This window comes from Pseudomonas algeriensis (assembly GCF_048847255.1).
Taxonomy (GTDB): domain Bacteria; phylum Pseudomonadota; class Gammaproteobacteria; order Pseudomonadales; family Pseudomonadaceae; genus Aquipseudomonas.
Window position 1 is genome coordinate 301,323 of sequence record NZ_JBKKRK010000001.1, and the last position, 16,892, is coordinate 318,214.

The window sequence follows — 16,892 nt, forward strand, 5'->3', positions numbered from 1 at the left end:
CCAGCGCTGTTCACTCGTGGCGAGGGAGCTCGCTCCCGCTGGGTCGGTCCGACGCTTCGGGCGCAGCGGCCCCAAAATCTTGCGGCTGCTACGCAACCGAGCGGGAGCAAGCTCCCTCGCCACGGAGCCATTGTTTTTCTCAGGTGATTACTGCTACTTGTAACGCTGCTCGAACACCGCCAGTTGTTCAGGCTTGATCAACTGGAAGGGCACCCAGACTTCTGTCTCGACCGGCTCGCCCTTTATCATCTTGATGGCTGCCTGCACCGCGCTGGTCGCCTGGGCCTTAGGGTCCTGGAATACCGAGGCGACTAGCATCCCGCGCTTGATCGCCGCCAGGCCGTCCGGCAAGCCGTCAATTCCGACAATCGCAACCTCGCCCTTGGCCTTGCCGGATTGTTGCAAGGCCATGGCCGCACCGATGGCCATCTCGTCATTGTTGGCGACGATGGCATCGAACCGGCTGCCGGCGAGCAACCAGTTGCTGGTCAGGTCCATGCTCTTGTTGCGTTGCCACTCGGCACTCTGCTGCTCGACGATCTTGATGCCGGGAAAGTCCTTGAGCACTTGCTTGACCCCTTCGGTGCGGTCGTGGGTAGCGTTTTGCGCGAGGTCACCCATGATGATCGCCAGGTTGCCTTTGCCACCGAGCTTTTCGGCGAGGTAACGCATCTGCAATTGGCCAGCCTCGATGTCATTGGACGCCACCGTGACCACCCCTTTGGGCAGCGTACGCTCGTCCGGGTGCCGATTGACGTAGACCAGTGGCGTCTTCGCCTCGACTGCGGCACGGGTGATATTGGCGGTGGCGGAGGTGTCGACCGGCAGGACGATGACCGCATCCACTTTCTGGTTGATGAAGCCTTGGACCTGGTTGAGCTGACGAACCACATCGCCCTGGGCGTCCTCGAACTGGATCTGGACGTTGTCCTTCTTGGCGGCCTCGTCCAGGCCGTTACGCACATAGGTCATGAAGTTATCGTCGACCCTGGCGATGCTGACGCCGATGCGATAGTCGGCGGCGGCCCATTGGCTGAAGAGCAGGAGCAGCGTGGCGAACAGCAGTGTGCAACGACGCATGATGGTTTTCCTTTTGTTGTTATGGAGTGAACGTCATCAATAAATGTTCTGCACGGGCCTTACCCATCCAGCGTGAAGGCCCGCCTGAATCGCTCAAGCGCCCGCTCGCTGTCTCCGCTGGCCCAACCTTCGAGGCCGACGACACCGCTGTATCCCATGCCGGACAACGCCCTGGCAATCGCCGGATAATTGATTTCGCCAGTGCCGGGCTCCATGCGGCCAGGCACATCGGCGACTTGGATTTCACCGATGGCGCCGCCGGCGCGCTGGATCAGTTCGGTCAGGTTTCCTTCGCCGATCTGCGCGTGATAGAGGTCCAGGTTCATTTTCAGATGCGGGCTGCCTACGGCTTCGATCAGCGCCAGGGTGTCGTCGGCGCGAGCGAAAGGCGTGCCCGGATGGTCGACTTCGGTGTTGAGGTTTTCCAGCAGGAACACACGGCCGGCGTCTTCCCCCAGGCGGGCGATTTTTTCCAGGGTCTTGCAGGCGCTCAACCACATGCGGCCGGTGGCCTGGGCCACGGGTTTGACCGGCAGACCCTGGTCCCCCAGGCCGGTGCCGTGCAGGTTCAGGCTCGGGCAATTCAATTGCGCGGCGACACCCAAGGACTCCTGGGCACTGTCCAGCAGTTGCCGGATGTCCTCGGGGTCGGTGAGGTTGCCCGTGATGTAGCCGGTCATCGAGGTAAAGTCAGCGCCCGTCGCGGCGAGGGCGGGGATGTCCTTGGTCGTCCAGTTCCATATCTCGACGCTGAAGCCCAGCGCATGGATGCGTTTGACGCGTTCGATAAAGGGCAGGTCGAGGAACACCATCTCCGCGCTGACCGCCAGCTTGAACGGTACGAGACTCATGACAGCGGCCCTTGGACACGCACCGCTTTGCCTTGCTGGAAAGACTCGATACAGGCACGGGCAATCGCCAGCGCGGCCCGGGCGTCCTCACCGCTGGCTAGGGGCTTTTCACCGCTGCGTACGCAATTGACGAAGTGATTGAGCTCGGTCACGTAGGCGTCACGCAGCAAGTCGGTGTCCATGCGCTGGGTATCGGCCTGGACGCCACTTGCCAGGTAGCGCAGCAAGTCGCTGTCGTTGACGCTGCCCATGGTCAGCATGCCGGCGCTGCCGAACACTTCGCCGCGGACGTCATAGCCGTAGACCGCCTGGAAGTTGGCCTCGGCCGTGGCGATGGCGCCGTTGTCGAATCTGATCGTGACCACCGCCGTGTCGAGGAACCCTTTGTGTTTGAAGTCCGGCGCGATCAACGCGTCGGCCATGACGAACACCTCGACCGCTTCGGCACCCGGATTGAGGTAGCGCAGGGTGTCGAAGTCGTGGATCAGCGTCTCCAGGAAAATGACCCATTGCGGCGAGGCGGCGGGATTGTTCAGCGCCGGGTCGCGGGTCAGCGAACGCAGAAGCTGTGGCGTGCCGATTCGGCCGGCGACCACGTCCAGGTGCGCGGTGCGGAAGCTCTTGGCGAAGCGCCGGTTGAAGCCGACTTGCAGCGTCACCCTCGCATCGGCAGCGGCGGCAATGGCCCGATCGGCTTCCTCCAGCGTGACGGCCATGGGTTTTTCGCAGAAAACGCTTTTGCCCGCCTGCGCCGCGCTGATCACCAGTTCGGCGTGGCTGCGAGCTGGCGCGGCGATCAGCACCGCGTCGATATCCGGGTCATTCAGCAACTGTTGTGGATCGGTATGAACCTTCCCTGCGCCCAGTTCTGCCGCCAGGCGCTCGGCCTGGCCGGGGGTAGGATCGGCAATGGCGGCAAGGTATGCGCCGGGGATGTGGCGAGCGGCGGTCAGGCCGTGAAAGCTGCCCATGCGACCCGCACCGATAAGACCCAGGCGGACGGTTTTTGACGTACCCATGAAAGACTCCCTTTTATTGTTGTTCGCGACTCGTTGTCGGTGCATTGCCGGGAGCAAGGGCTGTGCCAATTGTTAACAGCCTGAAAATAAAGGGTTTTATTGATGCTTTGTGATTGCATGTGTCCATTTAGAAGACATGCCTATACTGACATGTCAAAAGCATGTACATAGAGCCCGCCATGAACACACAGCCGATGACGTTGAGCGTTGAAGACCGTGATTACCTGACTGCCCTGGGGCCTGCGTCATTGAATGGCGGATCAAGCCCGGCGCTGGATGAAGCCTGGCGAGCCTGCTTGAGCGGTGTCACCGAGCGTCCTGAAGGTGTCCGGCAGGTTATCTGGAGTTCCTGGCAGCGTAGCGTCGATGCCGGCCTCGACTCGGCAGACGGCGAGTACCGTTTTGTCTCGCCTGCCGAGCTGACCGCCACACTGGCGGCGAATCGACTGTTGATCGCCGCGGCGGCGCAGGTCATGCGCGGCTTGCTTGCCTACAATCCCAACGGGCATATCAACCTCACGGATGCCCAGGGCACCACCTTGTACTTCTGTGGCTTGGACCTCACACCCATCGGCAGTCGCTTGCTTGAATCGGTACAGGGCACCAATTGCACCGGCCTGGCGCTGGTTGAAGACCGCTTGGTATACGTGCTGTCTGGCGAAAATTTCGGCGCCGGCCTGCGCCAGCGGCAGATGCATTGTGCCGCCGCGCCCATCCGCGATGCCCATGGCCGGACCCTGGCCATGTTGACCCTAACGGCCGAGCCCGGCTGGTTTCACTTCCACACCTTGGGCACCGTCCAGGCTGCAGCCGAAGCTGTTTCCAGGCAAATGGCGCTGCAAGCGTTGCTGGAAGAACAACAAACGGTTTTGGAGGTGCTCAACGAGGGCTTGGTCGTATTGGACGAAAAAAACGATATCAAGGCCCTCAACCATTACGCCCGGCAATTGTTTCGTGTCGACCCTGCCTGGCTGGGCAAGCCGTTCCAGAGCCTGGGCCAGACCGAACTGAGCGATGAAATCCTGCGCAGGGCCGGGGAAGGAGTACGGGACCTGGATTGTACGTTTGAGCTGCACGATCGCAGCCACCTGGCCTGCCTGGTGTCGGTCTGTCCGCTGGCGCAGGGCGGTCGCATTGTTTCATTGCGCGAGAACCGGCGCATCCGCGAGATTACCCGGCGCATCATGGGTACCCAGGCCAGCTATACCTTCGAAACCATCCAGGGCCATTCACGCGCCATCCAGGACGCATTGCACCTGGCTCGAATCGCCAGCCGCAGCGATTCGACCACGCTGATTCTCGGGGAGAGCGGCACCGGCAAGGAACTGTTTGCCCAGGCCATCCACAATGGCAGCGAGCGTTGCGGCGGACCTTTCGTTGCGGTCAATTGCGGGGCCATTCCTCGCGACCTGGTCCAGAGTGAACTGTTCGGCCATGTCGAAGGCGCGTTCACCGGATCGGTGCGTGGCGGTTCGGCGGGCAAGTTCGAATTGGCTGACGGCGGGACGATCTTTCTCGACGAAATCGGCGACATGTCATTCGATGCTCAAGTCAGCTTGCTGCGTGTCCTGCAGGAAGGCGAAGTCACTCGGGTGGGGGCGAAAAAATCGTTGCGGGTGAACGTGCGCATCATCGCTGCGACCCACCGCAACCTGAGCCAGGCCGTGGCCGAAGGGGCTTTTCGCGAAGATCTTTATTACCGCCTCAACGTGCTGGGCCTGACGGTACCGCCCCTGCGCATGCGCCGCGAAGACGTGCCGATGCTGGCACGGCATTTTCTTGCGCGTTGCGCCCGGTCGCTGCGAAAACCCATGCGCGACCTGTCCCCGGAGGCGCTGGAGCTCTTGGGCGCCTACCACTGGCCGGGCAACGTCCGTGAGCTGGAAAACGTCATTGAGCGCGCGACCAACCTGGCTGCCACCGAGCTGATCCAAGCGAGTGATCTTGCGTTGGAGATCAGGCAGGGAGGACAGCCAGCGGCCCGGCATTTTGCCCCCGAGCCCCGGGCAGCCGTGGATCTAGGTACCCATGAAATGAACGCGATCATCGCGGCCCTCAGGGACACGCGGGGCAATATCCGCCTGGCCGCCCGGCAGTTGAACGTTTCCCGTGGCGGTTTGTACAACAAGATGAACCGATTCGGGCTCAAGGCTGAAGCGTTCCGTTCGGGATTGGCCTGAGCCAATACCCAGACGCCGCTTCAGCGACGACTTCGTTCCCGACCCAGCGCCACCAGGCACCCACCAATCAACAATGCGGCGCCCGCCACGAGCAAGGGCGCGGATCGCCGCGTCGGCTTGCGCCAACCGCCTTCGACACGTCGCTGGCCGCTGGGCGGGGAGAACAGGTTTCCGGAGGATGAAGCCATTGCCGGGTTGCGATCCAGGCCCCGACGTGTCAGCCAGCCGGAGAGTTGCGCAAACCCGGGCACAAGAAAATGCGCCATCCTTGCCAGTGTCGCGGCGCTGCCCACGGTGGTGGTGGGCTTGGGGTTGAGTGCGCAACTGACCATCGCCTCGGCGACGCGATGGGGGTCGTAGACCGGTGGTGGTGGCTTCAGCGCGTGGCCGGTGAAATTCGCCCCATCGCGAAAACCCGGCGTATCGATGACCGCGGGGTAGATGTCGCAGACGTGGATATCCCGGTATTCCCCCAACTCACCGCGCAAGGCTTCGGACAACCCGCGCAGTCCGTACTTGCTCGCGGAATAGGCGGCGGCATAAGGCTGGGCGACCCAACTGCCCAACGACAGGGTATTGATCAGGATGCCGCGTTTTTGCTTCTTGAAATACGGCCAGGCCACATAGGCGCCACGCAGGTAGCCAAGCAAGTCGGTTTGCAGGACCTGCTCATGCACATCGAGCGGCGTCTGCTCGAAGCTGCCTACCGCACCCACGCCGGCATTGTTGATCCAGATGTCGATGCGACCGTCACCGAACGTTGCGGCTTCGGCGGCAAGCGCCTGCATCTGCTCGCTGCTGGTGACGTCGGTGCACACCGCCAACGCGTCGGCTCCCTGGGCCTGGCATTGTGCAACGACCTCATCGAGGGCCGCCCGGTCGCGTGCCGCCAGGACCAGGCGTGCGCGCTGCCTGGCAAACGCCTGGGCGGTGGCGCGGCCGATCCCGCTCGAAGCGCCGGTGATGACCACCAGTTTCTCCGACAAGGGATACGACGTCGTCTTACGGCTCGGGGCGGTTTCGCCTGTCGACTGATGGATCTCGGGCTGCATGGGCGAAAGCTTCAGGCGCACCCCGTCCGCCATGATCAGCGTCAGGTCCTGGACGGTGCCGGCGACCCTGTCCGGGTACACCGGCTCGCCCTCGGGATCGAGTTGGTCATAGACAAACTTTTCGCCCTCCAGCCAGCCCACCGCGGTGTTCAGTTCTGGGCCCAGGTAATACTTTCCATCAAGGAAAAAGCCGGGGAAATGTGGCGCTCGCTCGACGCTTTCGACGGCATAGCGTTCGCCCGTCCTCATTCCGGTTGCCGGGGAAATCATGATCAACACCTCCGCTCTGTTGGTTCTGCGATAGAGAGCGAGGGTGAAACGGGGGTTCCATTGAAGTGAGGAAAGGAAGTTCGAGTGAACCGAGGCTCATTTTCTTCAGTCATTGCTGTAGGAAGTGATCACATCAAGGAGCCTCAGATGCGTTCTGTTTATCTCGCCAGCCTGTCCTTTACCGCGTTGTTGTGCGCAGCATGCTCAAGCCAATCGCCTGCGACATGGAGCTACGAGGACGCGCGAAGTCGCACCCCCGTGCCGCCCGACCAGGCCTATCCCGAATTGTTTGAGGCGGTGCAAGGCAACCAGTTGTTCACTGACCAAAAACACTTCGTCGATGCGCTGCCCAAGCGCGACCCCTCGCAGATTCGCGCCGATTACCTGGCCCGCCGCGACAGTGCCGATTTCGATCTCAACGCGTTCGTGAAGGACAACTTCGTCGAGTCAGGCCAGGCTGAGAGCCCTACCCCAAAACCCGGCGCGCCGATCAAGGAACACATCGACAATCTCTGGCCGGTGCTCAGCCGAACCTACACCGAGGTTCCGCAATACAGCAGTCTATTGCCGTTGCCGCAGCCCTATGTCGTGCCAGGCGGGCGTTTCCGAGAAATGTATTACTGGGATTCGTATTTCACCATGCTGGGGTTGGAGCAAAGCGGTGACCAGACGCAGGTTCGCCAGATGGCCGACAACTTTGCCTACATGATCGACACCTACGGCCACATTCCCAACGGCAATCGCACCTACTACCTGAGCCGATCGCAGCCGCCATTCTTTGCCTATATGGTGCAATTGCAGGCGCATATCGAGGGCGAGCAGGCCTACGGGCGTTACCTTGGGCAACTGCAAAAAGAATATGCCTACTGGATGGAAGGGGCGCAGACCCTCAAGCCGGGTGAGGCTGGGCGACACGTCGTCAAGCTTGCCGATGGCAGCGTGCTCAACCGCTATTGGGACGCCAGCCCCACGCCTCGTCAGGAGTCGTGGCTGCAGGACGTCAAGACCGCTGAACAGGCAGCCGACAGGCCCAAGCAAGAAGTCTGGCGCGACTTGCGCGCAGGCGCTGAAAGCGGCTGGGATTTCAGTTCCCGCTGGCTGGGAGACGGTAAAAACCTGGCGACCATTCGCACGACCTCCATCGCACCCGTGGACCTGAACAGCCTGATGTATCACTTGGAGCGCACCATCGCCAAGGCCTGTGAAACGGTGCGGAACACGCCGTGTACCCAAGCCTATGGGCAACGGGCCGAGCAACGCCAGCGCGCCATCGAGACGTACCTGTGGAACGCCGAAGGCGGCTATTACGTGGACTACGATTGGCAGCAGAACCGGCAGCGCCCGGCACTCACTGCCGCGACGCTGTTCCCGCTCTATACCGGCCTGGCTTCCAGCGAACGCGCCAACCGCACTGCCGACGCCGTGCGCAAGGGCTTGCTGCGTCCCGGCGGCATCGCCACCACCCAGGTCAATAACGGCCAGCAGTGGGATGAACCCAATGGCTGGGCGCCCCTGCAATGGGTGGCGGTCGAGGGGTTGGAGCGCTACGGCCAAACCGACCTGGCCAGGGAGGTTGGCAGCCGTTTTCTGCAACAGGTCCAGGATCTCTACCGCAAGGAAGACAAACTGGTCGAGAAGTACGACTTGTCCGGTCAAGGCGACGGTGGGGGCGGGGGCGAGTATGAATTGCAGGATGGCTTTGGCTGGACGAACGGCGTGACGCTTAAATTGCTGGGCAAATACGGCGGTTGAGCCGGGCCGCTTCAGTGCTATTCTTCGCGAAATTGCGAAGAATAGCGCTGCGGTAGAGCCGATGAACACAACCCGTGATCAATTCCCCTTGCCGGAGGACCTGAAGGTCTTTCTGACTGTCGTCCGAAAGAATGGCTTTGCCAGCGCGGCCGAGGCATTGGGCTATTCACCGGCCTATATCAGCAAGCGCATCTCGGTATTGGAGGCGACGCTCGCTACCCGACTGCTGCATCGCACGACCCGGCGCATCGCATTGACCGACGACGGCGAGCGCGTGCGGGTGTGGGCCGAAAAGCTGCTGGGGGATTTCGATGAGTTCGTCGGTGAAATCGCCCGGGCTCGCCATCAGCCCACCGGCTCGTTGCATATCTGCAGCAGCTTTGGTTTTGGCCGCAACCATGTCGCGCCGGCAATCGGCAAGCTGTCGCAGACGTATCCTGGCCTCGATATCCGACTGGATGTGTTCGACCGCGTCGTCGATATCGTTGGCGAGGGGTTCGATCTTGAGATCCGCGTCGGTGATGACCTGCCAGGGCAGCACCTGGGCCGCAAGCTGGTGAGCAATCGGCGCGTGCTCTGCGCAGCCCCCGGGTATCTGGAACGACGGGGCACACCGCGTTCGCTCGATGACCTCAAGGACCATGATTGCCTGGTGCTCAAGGAGCGCGACAACGCCTTCGGCATCTGGACTTTGAGCAAGGATGGGGTGCAGGAGACAGTGCGTGTCGGCGGCCCGTTGTCCTCCAACAGCGGCGAGATTGTCCTGGAATGGGCGTTGAGTGGCGGCGGGATCTTGCTGCGCTCGATGTGGGACGCCGGGCCCCTGCTTGAACAGGGGCGGTTGGTTCAGGTGCTGCCGGCGTATTCGCAAAGCGCCAACGTCTGGGCGGTGTATCCGACCCGGCTCAGTCAGTCGGCGAAGCTGCGGGTTTGCGTTGAGTTTCTTGAGACGTGTTTTCGGGACTTGTCGGCTGGGTAGAAGAGCAGCACCGCTTTCGCGAGCAGGCTCGCTCCCACAGTCTTGCTCAGTGGTTGGACGTTACGCTACAGCCAGGGATTTTCCGCCAGGTGCCGGCTTTCGAAACGGCGTATCTGGTCCGCACGTTGAAGGGTCGTGCCAATGGCATCCAGGCCGAGCAGCAAGGATTGCTTGCGCAGCTCGTCGATCTCGAAAGAAATTACCTCACCGTCCGCCAATCTGATCTGTTGCGCGGGCAGGTTAACGCTGATGCTGGCGGTTTCGGCGCGGCTGATCGTCTGCGCGACTCTCTTGAGTTGCGCTTCGGGCAATTGAATGACCAACACCCCGTTACGCTGGCAATTGTCATAGAAGATCCCGGCGAAGCTGCTGCCGATCAACGCCCGGATGCCCACTTGCTTCAAACCCCACACCGCATGTTCGCGGCTTGAGCCGCATCCGAAGTTTTCCCCGACCACCAGGAACGTTGTGCCGCGCCAGCCCGGTTTGTTGAGCACGAATTCAGGATTGGGATCGCCGTTGCCCAGCCACTTCAAGTCGAAGAACAGGCCACGGTCCAGCCCGTTGCGGTCAATGCCCTTGAGGAACTGCTTGGGCATGATCACGTCGGTGTCGATGTTGGCGGCCAGCAGCGGGGCGGCGGTGCCAATTACAGTATTGAAGGGTTGCATGCTTCAGGCCTCCGGCAGCAGTGAACGAACATCGGTCAAATGACCAGCAATCGCGGCGGCGGCCACCATGGCCGGGCTCATCAAGTGGGTGCGCGCGCCGGCGCCCTGGCGTCCTTCGAAGTTGCGATTGGTACTGGAGGCGCAGCGATCCCCAGGGGCGAGCACGTCATCGTTCATCGCCAGGCACATCGAACAGCCGGATTGGCGCCATTCGAAACCGGCTTTGCGAAATATTGCCGCCAGGCCTTCTTCTTCGGCCTGTTCGCGCACCATGGTCGAGCCGGGCACGATCATCGCGCGCACATGGGCGGCAACGTGCTTGCCCTGTACGACACGCGCCGCATCGCGCAGGTCCTCGATTCGCGCGTTGGTGCACGAGCCGATGAAAGCATGGTTGATGACCACGTCGGCGAGCGGCATGCCTGGCGTCAGGCCCATGTAGGTGAGGGCACGCTGCAGGCCTTGGCGCAGGATCAGGTCGGGTTCTGTCGCAGGGTCGGGTACCTGGCTTCCGATCGGTGCAGCCTGGTCAGGGCTGGTGCCCCAGGTGACCATGGGTTCCAATGCGTCGACATCGAGCGTCACTTCCCGGTCGAACACCGCGCCTTCATCGCTGTGCAGGGCTCGCCATTTGGTCACGGCCCGTTCCCACAGCTCGCCCCTGGGAGCGCGGGGCTTGCTTTGCAGATAGGCAAAAACCTTGTCATCCGGCGCCATGAACGCGCCCCGGGCGCCGGCTTCCACGGCCATGTTGCAGATGGTCATGCGGGCTTCGACGCTAAGGGCGGTGATTGCCGGGCCGGTGAATTCGATCGCATAACCGGTGGCGCCCGAGGCGCCGATCCTTTCGATCAGCGCCATGATGATGTCCTTGGCGGTGACACCTGCCCCAAGCGTGCCGTTGACCGTGACGCGCAGGGTTTTCAGGCGCTTGTAGACCAGCGTTTGCGTAGCCAGCAGGTGTTCGATTTCAGACGTGCCGATGCCAAAACCAAAGGCCCCCAACGCACCGTATGTCGTGGTGTGGCTGTCGCCCGCAGCGACCACCATGCCCGGCAGGATGAAGCCTTGCTCGGGGGCGACGACGTGCTCGATGCCCTGGCGTTTGTCCAGCACATCGAACAGTTCAATGCCGAAGTCCCGGCAGTTTTCTGCGAAGTACGAGACCTGCCGAGCGCCGCCGGCATCCGGCATGGCTGCGATGCGCTGGGGCGCCGTCGGGTTGACGTGATCGACCACCGCCAGCGTCGCGCTCGGCCGCCAGACGCTGCGGCCGTTTTCACGAAGGCCGCTGAAGGCTTGCGGGCTGGTGTATTCGTTGGCGACCTGGCGGTCGATGTACAACAGCACGTGGCCCTGATCGTCCAACGGGCAAACGGTATGGCTGTCGATGTGCTTTTGATAGAGCGTTCGGGGGCTGTTCATGCAGGCGCTTCTTCATTTTTGGCGGGTCTGCCCACAGCATATTGACTGCCGGCGTCGCATCAAGAGCCCAGCGGTGAAGGCGTTGCACACGGATTGTGATCAATCATTCCCGGGAGTGGGGCGGCCATCCATGGTGCCCCTAATCGGTATGGGTCAGCGTCGGGCGGTGCGGGTGCTGACATCCACCCACACGGCCAGGACCAGGATGCTGCCCTTGACGATCATCTGCCAGTAGCTGTCGACGTCGAGCATGGACATGCCGTTGTCCAGGCTAGTGATGACCAGCGCGCCCAGCAGCGCGCCGTAGACCGTGCCCGAGCCACCGCGCATGGACGTGCCGCCGATAAAGCAGGCGGCGATAGCGTCCAGTTCGCCCATGTTGCCCGCCGAGGGCGAGCCGGCGGCAAGGCGCGCGGTGTTGACCATGCCGGCGAGGGCGCACATCACGCCCATGATGCCGAAGATCCACAGCTTCACTGCCTGTACATTGATGCCGGACAGGCGCGTGGCCTCCATGTTGCTGCCCACCGAGTAGACGCGCCTGCCGAATACGGTTTGGCTGGTCACGTAGCTGAATACCCCCAGCAGAACCAACAGGAGCAGCACCGGAACCGGGATCCCGTCGTAGCTGTTGAGCGTATAGACGAACCCGGCCAGCACTGCGCCGATCAACACCACCCGCGCCACGTCCCGCGTCAGGGAATGGGCCGCGAGGCCATGCAGCGCGCGGTTGCGGCGCTGTTTCCAGGTCAGGAAAAGCGTCAGCGCGAACAACAACACGCCCAGGCCCGTGCCGACTGCGTGGGGCAGGTAACCCTGGCCGACGTAAACCAGCTCCGGCGATACCGGCGCGATGGTGGTGCCGCCAGTGATGCCCAGCAGGATTCCGCGAAACGCCAGCATGCCACCCAGGCCCACGATGAAGGAGGGGATGCGCAGGTAGGCGGTCATGTAGCCGTTGGCCAGGCCGATCATCAGCCCACACAGGGCGACCAGGCTCAGGTTCGCCAGCAGCGGGATGTGATAGACCACATCGAGTATCGCCGCCAGACCTCCCAATAAACCGAGCAACGAGCCCACCGACAAATCGATCTCGCCACTGATGATCACCAGTACCATGCCGCAAGCCAGGATGCCGGTGATGGACATCTGCCGCAGCAGGTTGGAGAGGTTGCGCGGAGTCAGGAACCCGCCCTCGGTCTGCCAGCTGAAGAACAACCAGATGACCGCCACGGCAATCACCAGGGCGAGCATTTTGTAGCGGGTGAACACTTGTTTGACTTGGTTCATCTACGCGGACTTCCGATCATTGTTGTTATTGCTTTCGGGATGGCTGAGCGCGGCGGCAAGCACCTGTTCCTGGGTCAATTGCTGGTTGATGAAATCGCCGCGCAGTTGCCCTTCGCCGATCACCAGCACGCGGTCCGACACACCCAGCACTTCGGCCAGTTCCGAGGACACCATGATGATCGACACGCCTTCGGCCGCCAGCGCGCCCATCAGCTTGTAGATCTCATACTTGGCGCCGACGTCCACGCCCCGGGTGGGTTCGTCGAGAATCAATACCCGGGGCTTGGTCAGGAGCATCTTCGCCAGCACGGCTTTCTGCTGGTTGCCACCGGAAAGGCTGGTGATCGGCAGGAACGGGCTCGCGGTCTTGAGGTGCATGCGCGAGATTTCCCGGTCGATGCTGCCCAGCTCGGCCTCGGCGTCGATGCGGGTCATCTTCGAGAAGTTTTCCAGGACCGCCAGGGTGATGTTCTGGCCGACGCCCAGGTCCGGGATGATGCCCTGGCGCTTGCGATCTTCAGGGACCATGCACAGGCCGGCCCGGATCGACTTGAGGGGCGTGCTGCTGTCAATGCGCTGGCCGTCCAGCCAGACTTCGCCCTCATGTCGGCCGGGGTAGGCGCCGAACAACGCCGACACCAGCTCCGTGCGACCCGCACCCACCAACCCGGCGATGCCAAGGATTTCGCCGCGCTTGAGCACGAACGAAATGTCGTCGACGCGTTTGCGCCTGGGGTTGTCGACGTCGTAGCAGGTCACATGGCGTGCCTCGAAAATCACCTCGCCGATAGCGTGGGGTTCGGTGGGGTAGAGGTTACTCATCTCCCGCCCGACCATTTGCGTGATGATCTTGGGAATATCCATGTCGGCCATGGCAGTGGTGGCGATGTGTTTGCCATCGCGTATCACCGCGATGGTGTCGCACACAGCGGCCACTTCATCGAGCTTGTGGGAGATGTAGACGCACGCCACGCCCTTGGCCTTGAGGTCGCGGATGATGTCCAGCAGCACTTCGATTTCCGAGCGGGTCAGGGCCGACGAAGGCTCGTCGAGGATCAGCAGGCGGGCCTGTTTGTTCAGGGCCTTGGCGATCTCGACCAATTGCTGGTAGCCACCGCCGTACTGCGAAACCGGCAGCGAGACGTTCATGTCCGGCACCTTGAGTTCACGCATCAGGGCTTCGGCGCGGTGGATCATCGCCGGGTAATTCATGCGTCCGCCGGGCAAGGTCAGCTCGTGGCCCATGAAGATGTTTTCGGCCACCGACAGGTCGGGCACCAGGGTCAGTTCCTGGTGAATGATGACGATGCCGGCAGCTTCGGTTTCGCTGATCGATTGCGCCTTCAGCGGCTGGCCGTCCCAGAGAATCTCACCCTCCCAGGTGCCGTAGGGATAGACCGCCGATAGGACTTTCATCAAGGTGGATTTGCCGGCGCCGTTCTCGCCGCACAGGCCGACGCATTCACCCGGCCTGACCTTGATGTCGATGCCGTTCAGGGCCTTGACACCGCCGAAGGTCTTGACGATGCCGTTCATTTGCAGCAGGTATTCAGACATGGCGAGGGCTCGTAAGAAAGGGGCTCACACAACATAAAACCTGTGGGCGCGAGCCTGCTCGCGAAAGCGGTAGGTCAGCTTGCATCTGCATTCACTGTGCCGCCGCCATCGCGAGCAGGCTCGCTCCCACAAGGATTTCTGCTATCCAAAGAGCTGCGCCCGGGTCACTGCCCCGCGATCTGCGCCTTGGTGTAGAACCCGTCCTTTTCCAGCAGGTCGATGTTGTCCTTGGTCAGCGCGGTAGGCGTGAGCAGGATGGTGTCGACTTTCTTGTTGCCATTGTCGTACTGCGAGCTGTAGGTGGGTTTTTCGTTGCGCGCCAGTTGTACCGAAAGCTTCGCGGCTTCGGAGGCGATCAGCTTTAAGGGCTTGTAGACCGTCATGGTCTGGGTGCCGTCGATCACCCGCTTGACCGCCGCCAGGTCGGCATCCTGGCCGGAGATCGGCACCTTGCCGGCCAGCTTTTGCGCGGCCAGGGCCTGGATGGCGCCGCCAGCGGTGGCGTCGTTGGAGGCGACGATGCCGTCGATTTTGTTGTTGTTCCGGGTCAGGGCGTTTTCGACGATGCTCAGGGCTTCGGTGGGGTTCCATTCCTTCACCCATTGCTGGCCGACAATCTTGATGTCGCCCTTGTCGATGGCCGGTTGCAGCACCTTCATCTGGCCTTCACGCAGGATTTTGGCATTGTTGTCGGTAGGCGCGCCGCCGAGTAGGAAGTAGTTGCCCTTGGGCGCTGCCTTCAACACGCCGCCGGCCTGCATCTCGCCGACCTTTTCGTTATCGAAGGAAATGTAAGCGTCGATATCGGCGTTGAGGATCAGCCGGTCATAGGACACCACCTTGATCCCGGCCTTCTTGGCTTCGGCGACGGCGTTGGTCAGCACAGTGGCGTTGAACGGCACGATCACGATGACGTCGACGCCACGGGAAATCAGGTTTTCGATCTGGGAAATCTGCTTCTGCTCGTTGGCATCGGCGGACTGGACATAAACCTTGGCGTCGAGTTTTTCTGCCGCCGCGACGAAATAGTCTCTATCGCGGGACCAGCGTTCCAGGCGCAGGTCATCGATGGAGAAACCGATCTTGGGGTGGGTGGCGTCGGCCATGGCCGGGAGCGATAGCAGGGCGAGGGCGCCGGCGAGCAGGGTACGTTTGAATGTTTTCATGGTGGTGCGTCCTTTTATTGTTTTTTGAAAGACACTGCCTGACGAGAACGTGATGCCGGTAGAACTGTAGAGCGTTGCGCGGCGTTGCGGGCACAGATTTGTCGCGCGAATGTAACAGCCTCCCCGCGCCCGCAAAGTCGCCCGCCGTCAGGAGTAGATGAACCGGTTGACGACGTTTTCGAGCATTTCCTGCCGACCGCTGACCGCCTGCGGATTCAGCTCGTTGGTGAATGCATGCTCGGCCAGGGATTCGAGGCTGTAGTCCCCCGCGAGCAGCGCCTTGCCGAACGGCTGCTGCCAGCCGGCGTACCGCTGGTCCTTGAATTTCTGCAACTGATCGTCCTGCACCATGGCGGCTGCGCGTTCCAACGAAAGGGCGAGCACGTCCATGGCCGCGACATGGCCGTGGAACAAGTCGACGTCGTCCAAGCTCTGGCGGCGTACCTTGGAATCGAAGTTGAAACCGCCGTTGCCGAAGCCTCCGGCCTTGAGGATCTCGTAGGTGGCCAGGGTCATTTCTTCGACACTGTTGGGGAACTGATCGGTGTCCCAGCCGTTCTGCGGATCGCCCCGGTTGGCGTCGATGCTGCCGAAGATCCCCAGGGAGACCGCCGTGGCGATTTCATGATGGAAACTGTGCCCGGCCAGGGTCGCATGGTTGGCCTCGATGTTGACCTTGATCTCTTTTTCCAGGCCGAACTGCTGCAGAAAGCCGAACACCGTGGCGCTGTCGTAATCGTACTGGTGCTTGGTCGGCTCCTGGGGCTTGGGCTCGATCAGCAGGTCGCCCTTGAAGCCGATCTTGTATTTATGCTCGACCACCATGCGCATGAACCGGCCCAGTTGCTCGCGTTCGCGGGCCAGATCGGTATTGAGCAGGGTTTCGTAACCTTCGCGGCCGCCCCACAACACGTAGTTGGAGCCCTTGAGGCGCTGGGTGGCATTCATGGCGCTGAACACCTGGGCGGCGGCGCAGGCGAAGACTTGCGGGTCAGGGTTGCTGGCGGCGCCGGCGGCAAAACGCGGGTTGCTGAAGCAGTTGGCGGTGCCCCAGAGCAGCTTGATGCCGGTCTGTTCCTGGTGACGCTCGAGGTGATCGACCATTTGCGCGAAGTGGTTGCGGTATTCCTTCAGCGATTGGCCTTCCGGCGCGACATCGGTGTCGTGGAAGCAGTAGTAGTCGATGCCCAGCTTGGAGAAAAACTCGAACGCCGCCTCGGCCTTGCCGATGGCCACTTCCATCGGGTCCCCTGCGTGCTGCCATGGGCGTTTGAAGGTTCCCGCACCGAACACATCGGACCCCGGCCAGACAAAGGTGTGCCAATAGCAGACCGCCATGCGCAGGTGCTCGCGCATGGGGTTGCCGAGGATCAGTTTGTCGGCATCGTAGTGCCGGAAAGCGAGCGGCGAGTCGCTGCCCGGGCCCTCATAGCGGATCGGCTGAACATCGGGGAAGTACGACATGGACGGTTTCCTTTTTATTCTTGGCGGTGACCTGATACTAACGCCGCCCCTGGGGCCGCTGATTATGAAAATCATCAAAGGACAGTTCGATTTTGAGTATTGAGATTCGCCGTCCGCGCGCCTAGTCTCTGTCCAC

Annotated in this window: 13 protein-coding genes; 3 read left to right on the forward strand and 10 right to left on the reverse strand. The window is 61.9% G+C overall.

Annotated features, from left to right (window positions below; genetic code table 11):
* Positions 1-153 precede the first annotated feature (153 nt).
* From ACLK1G_RS01205 to ACLK1G_RS01215, 3 genes are read right to left on the reverse strand one after another with little or no spacing between them, the layout of a single operon-like run.
* Entirely contained in the window at positions 154-1,080 is a 927-nt protein-coding gene (locus tag ACLK1G_RS01205) for a sugar ABC transporter substrate-binding protein (protein ID WP_420763727.1), read from the reverse strand.
* A gap of 59 nt (positions 1,081-1,139) precedes the next feature.
* Positions 1,140-1,931: a TIM barrel protein gene (locus ACLK1G_RS01210; RefSeq protein WP_420763728.1), complete on the reverse strand. Its 792-nt coding sequence runs from the start codon at positions 1,929-1,931 to the stop codon at positions 1,140-1,142.
* Positions 1,928-2,950 carry a Gfo/Idh/MocA family oxidoreductase gene (locus tag ACLK1G_RS01215; protein ID WP_420763729.1) on the reverse strand — a complete coding sequence of 341 codons (1,023 nt, stop codon included), beginning with the start codon at positions 2,948-2,950 and terminating at the stop codon, positions 1,928-1,930. The genes ACLK1G_RS01210 and ACLK1G_RS01215 overlap by 4 nt, the downstream gene beginning before the upstream one ends.
* A gap of 179 nt (positions 2,951-3,129) precedes the next feature.
* On the opposite strand from ACLK1G_RS01215, the gene ACLK1G_RS01220 reads away from it, so the two are divergent.
* Positions 3,130-5,130, forward strand: coding sequence for a sigma-54 interaction domain-containing protein (locus tag ACLK1G_RS01220; RefSeq protein ID WP_420763730.1), 2,001 nt, complete (start codon positions 3,130-3,132; stop codon positions 5,128-5,130).
* A 20-nt stretch (positions 5,131-5,150) separates the two neighbouring features.
* Here the strand turns inward: ACLK1G_RS01220 and ACLK1G_RS01225 are convergent, their stop codons facing one another.
* Positions 5,151-6,452, reverse strand: coding sequence for an SDR family oxidoreductase (locus ACLK1G_RS01225; protein ID WP_420763731.1), 1,302 nt, complete (start codon positions 6,450-6,452; stop codon positions 5,151-5,153).
* Between the two features lie 147 nt (positions 6,453-6,599).
* Between ACLK1G_RS01225 and treA the strand changes: the two genes are divergently transcribed.
* Positions 6,600-8,204 (forward strand): alpha,alpha-trehalase TreA, encoded by a 1,605-nt coding sequence (gene treA, locus ACLK1G_RS01230; protein WP_420763732.1) that lies wholly within the window; start codon positions 6,600-6,602, stop codon positions 8,202-8,204.
* Positions 8,205-8,265: 61 nt separating this feature from the next.
* Positions 8,266-9,183 carry a LysR substrate-binding domain-containing protein gene (locus ACLK1G_RS01235; protein WP_420763733.1) on the forward strand — a complete coding sequence of 306 codons (918 nt, stop codon included), beginning with the start codon at positions 8,266-8,268 and terminating at the stop codon, positions 9,181-9,183.
* A gap of 65 nt (positions 9,184-9,248) precedes the next feature.
* Here the strand turns inward: ACLK1G_RS01235 and leuD are convergent, their stop codons facing one another.
* The 6 genes from leuD to xylA all read right to left on the reverse strand — a co-directional run bounded on the left by leuD (position 9,249) and on the right by xylA (position 16,756).
* The gene (gene leuD, locus ACLK1G_RS01240; RefSeq protein WP_420763734.1) at positions 9,249-9,854 is read right to left on the reverse strand and encodes a 3-isopropylmalate dehydratase small subunit; all 606 of its coding nucleotides are present in this window, start codon (positions 9,852-9,854) and stop codon (positions 9,249-9,251) included.
* A gap of 3 nt (positions 9,855-9,857) precedes the next feature.
* The gene (gene leuC / locus ACLK1G_RS01245) at positions 9,858-11,279 is read right to left on the reverse strand and encodes a 3-isopropylmalate dehydratase large subunit (RefSeq protein ID WP_420763735.1); all 1,422 of its coding nucleotides are present in this window, start codon (positions 11,277-11,279) and stop codon (positions 9,858-9,860) included.
* A gap of 153 nt (positions 11,280-11,432) precedes the next feature.
* Positions 11,433-12,569: a sugar ABC transporter permease gene (locus tag ACLK1G_RS01250; RefSeq protein WP_420763736.1), complete on the reverse strand. Its 1,137-nt coding sequence runs from the start codon at positions 12,567-12,569 to the stop codon at positions 11,433-11,435.
* Positions 12,570-14,126, reverse strand: coding sequence for a D-xylose ABC transporter ATP-binding protein (xylG, locus tag ACLK1G_RS01255; protein ID WP_420763737.1), 1,557 nt, complete (start codon positions 14,124-14,126; stop codon positions 12,570-12,572). It lies immediately after the preceding gene.
* A 164-nt stretch (positions 14,127-14,290) separates the two neighbouring features.
* Entirely contained in the window at positions 14,291-15,292 is a 1,002-nt protein-coding gene (gene xylF, locus ACLK1G_RS01260; protein ID WP_305494967.1) for a D-xylose ABC transporter substrate-binding protein, read from the reverse strand.
* A gap of 147 nt (positions 15,293-15,439) precedes the next feature.
* Complete coding sequence (xylA, locus tag ACLK1G_RS01265; protein ID WP_420763738.1) at positions 15,440-16,756, reverse strand: xylose isomerase; 1,317 nt, start codon at positions 16,754-16,756, stop codon at positions 15,440-15,442.
* Positions 16,757-16,892: the final 136 nt, after the last annotated feature.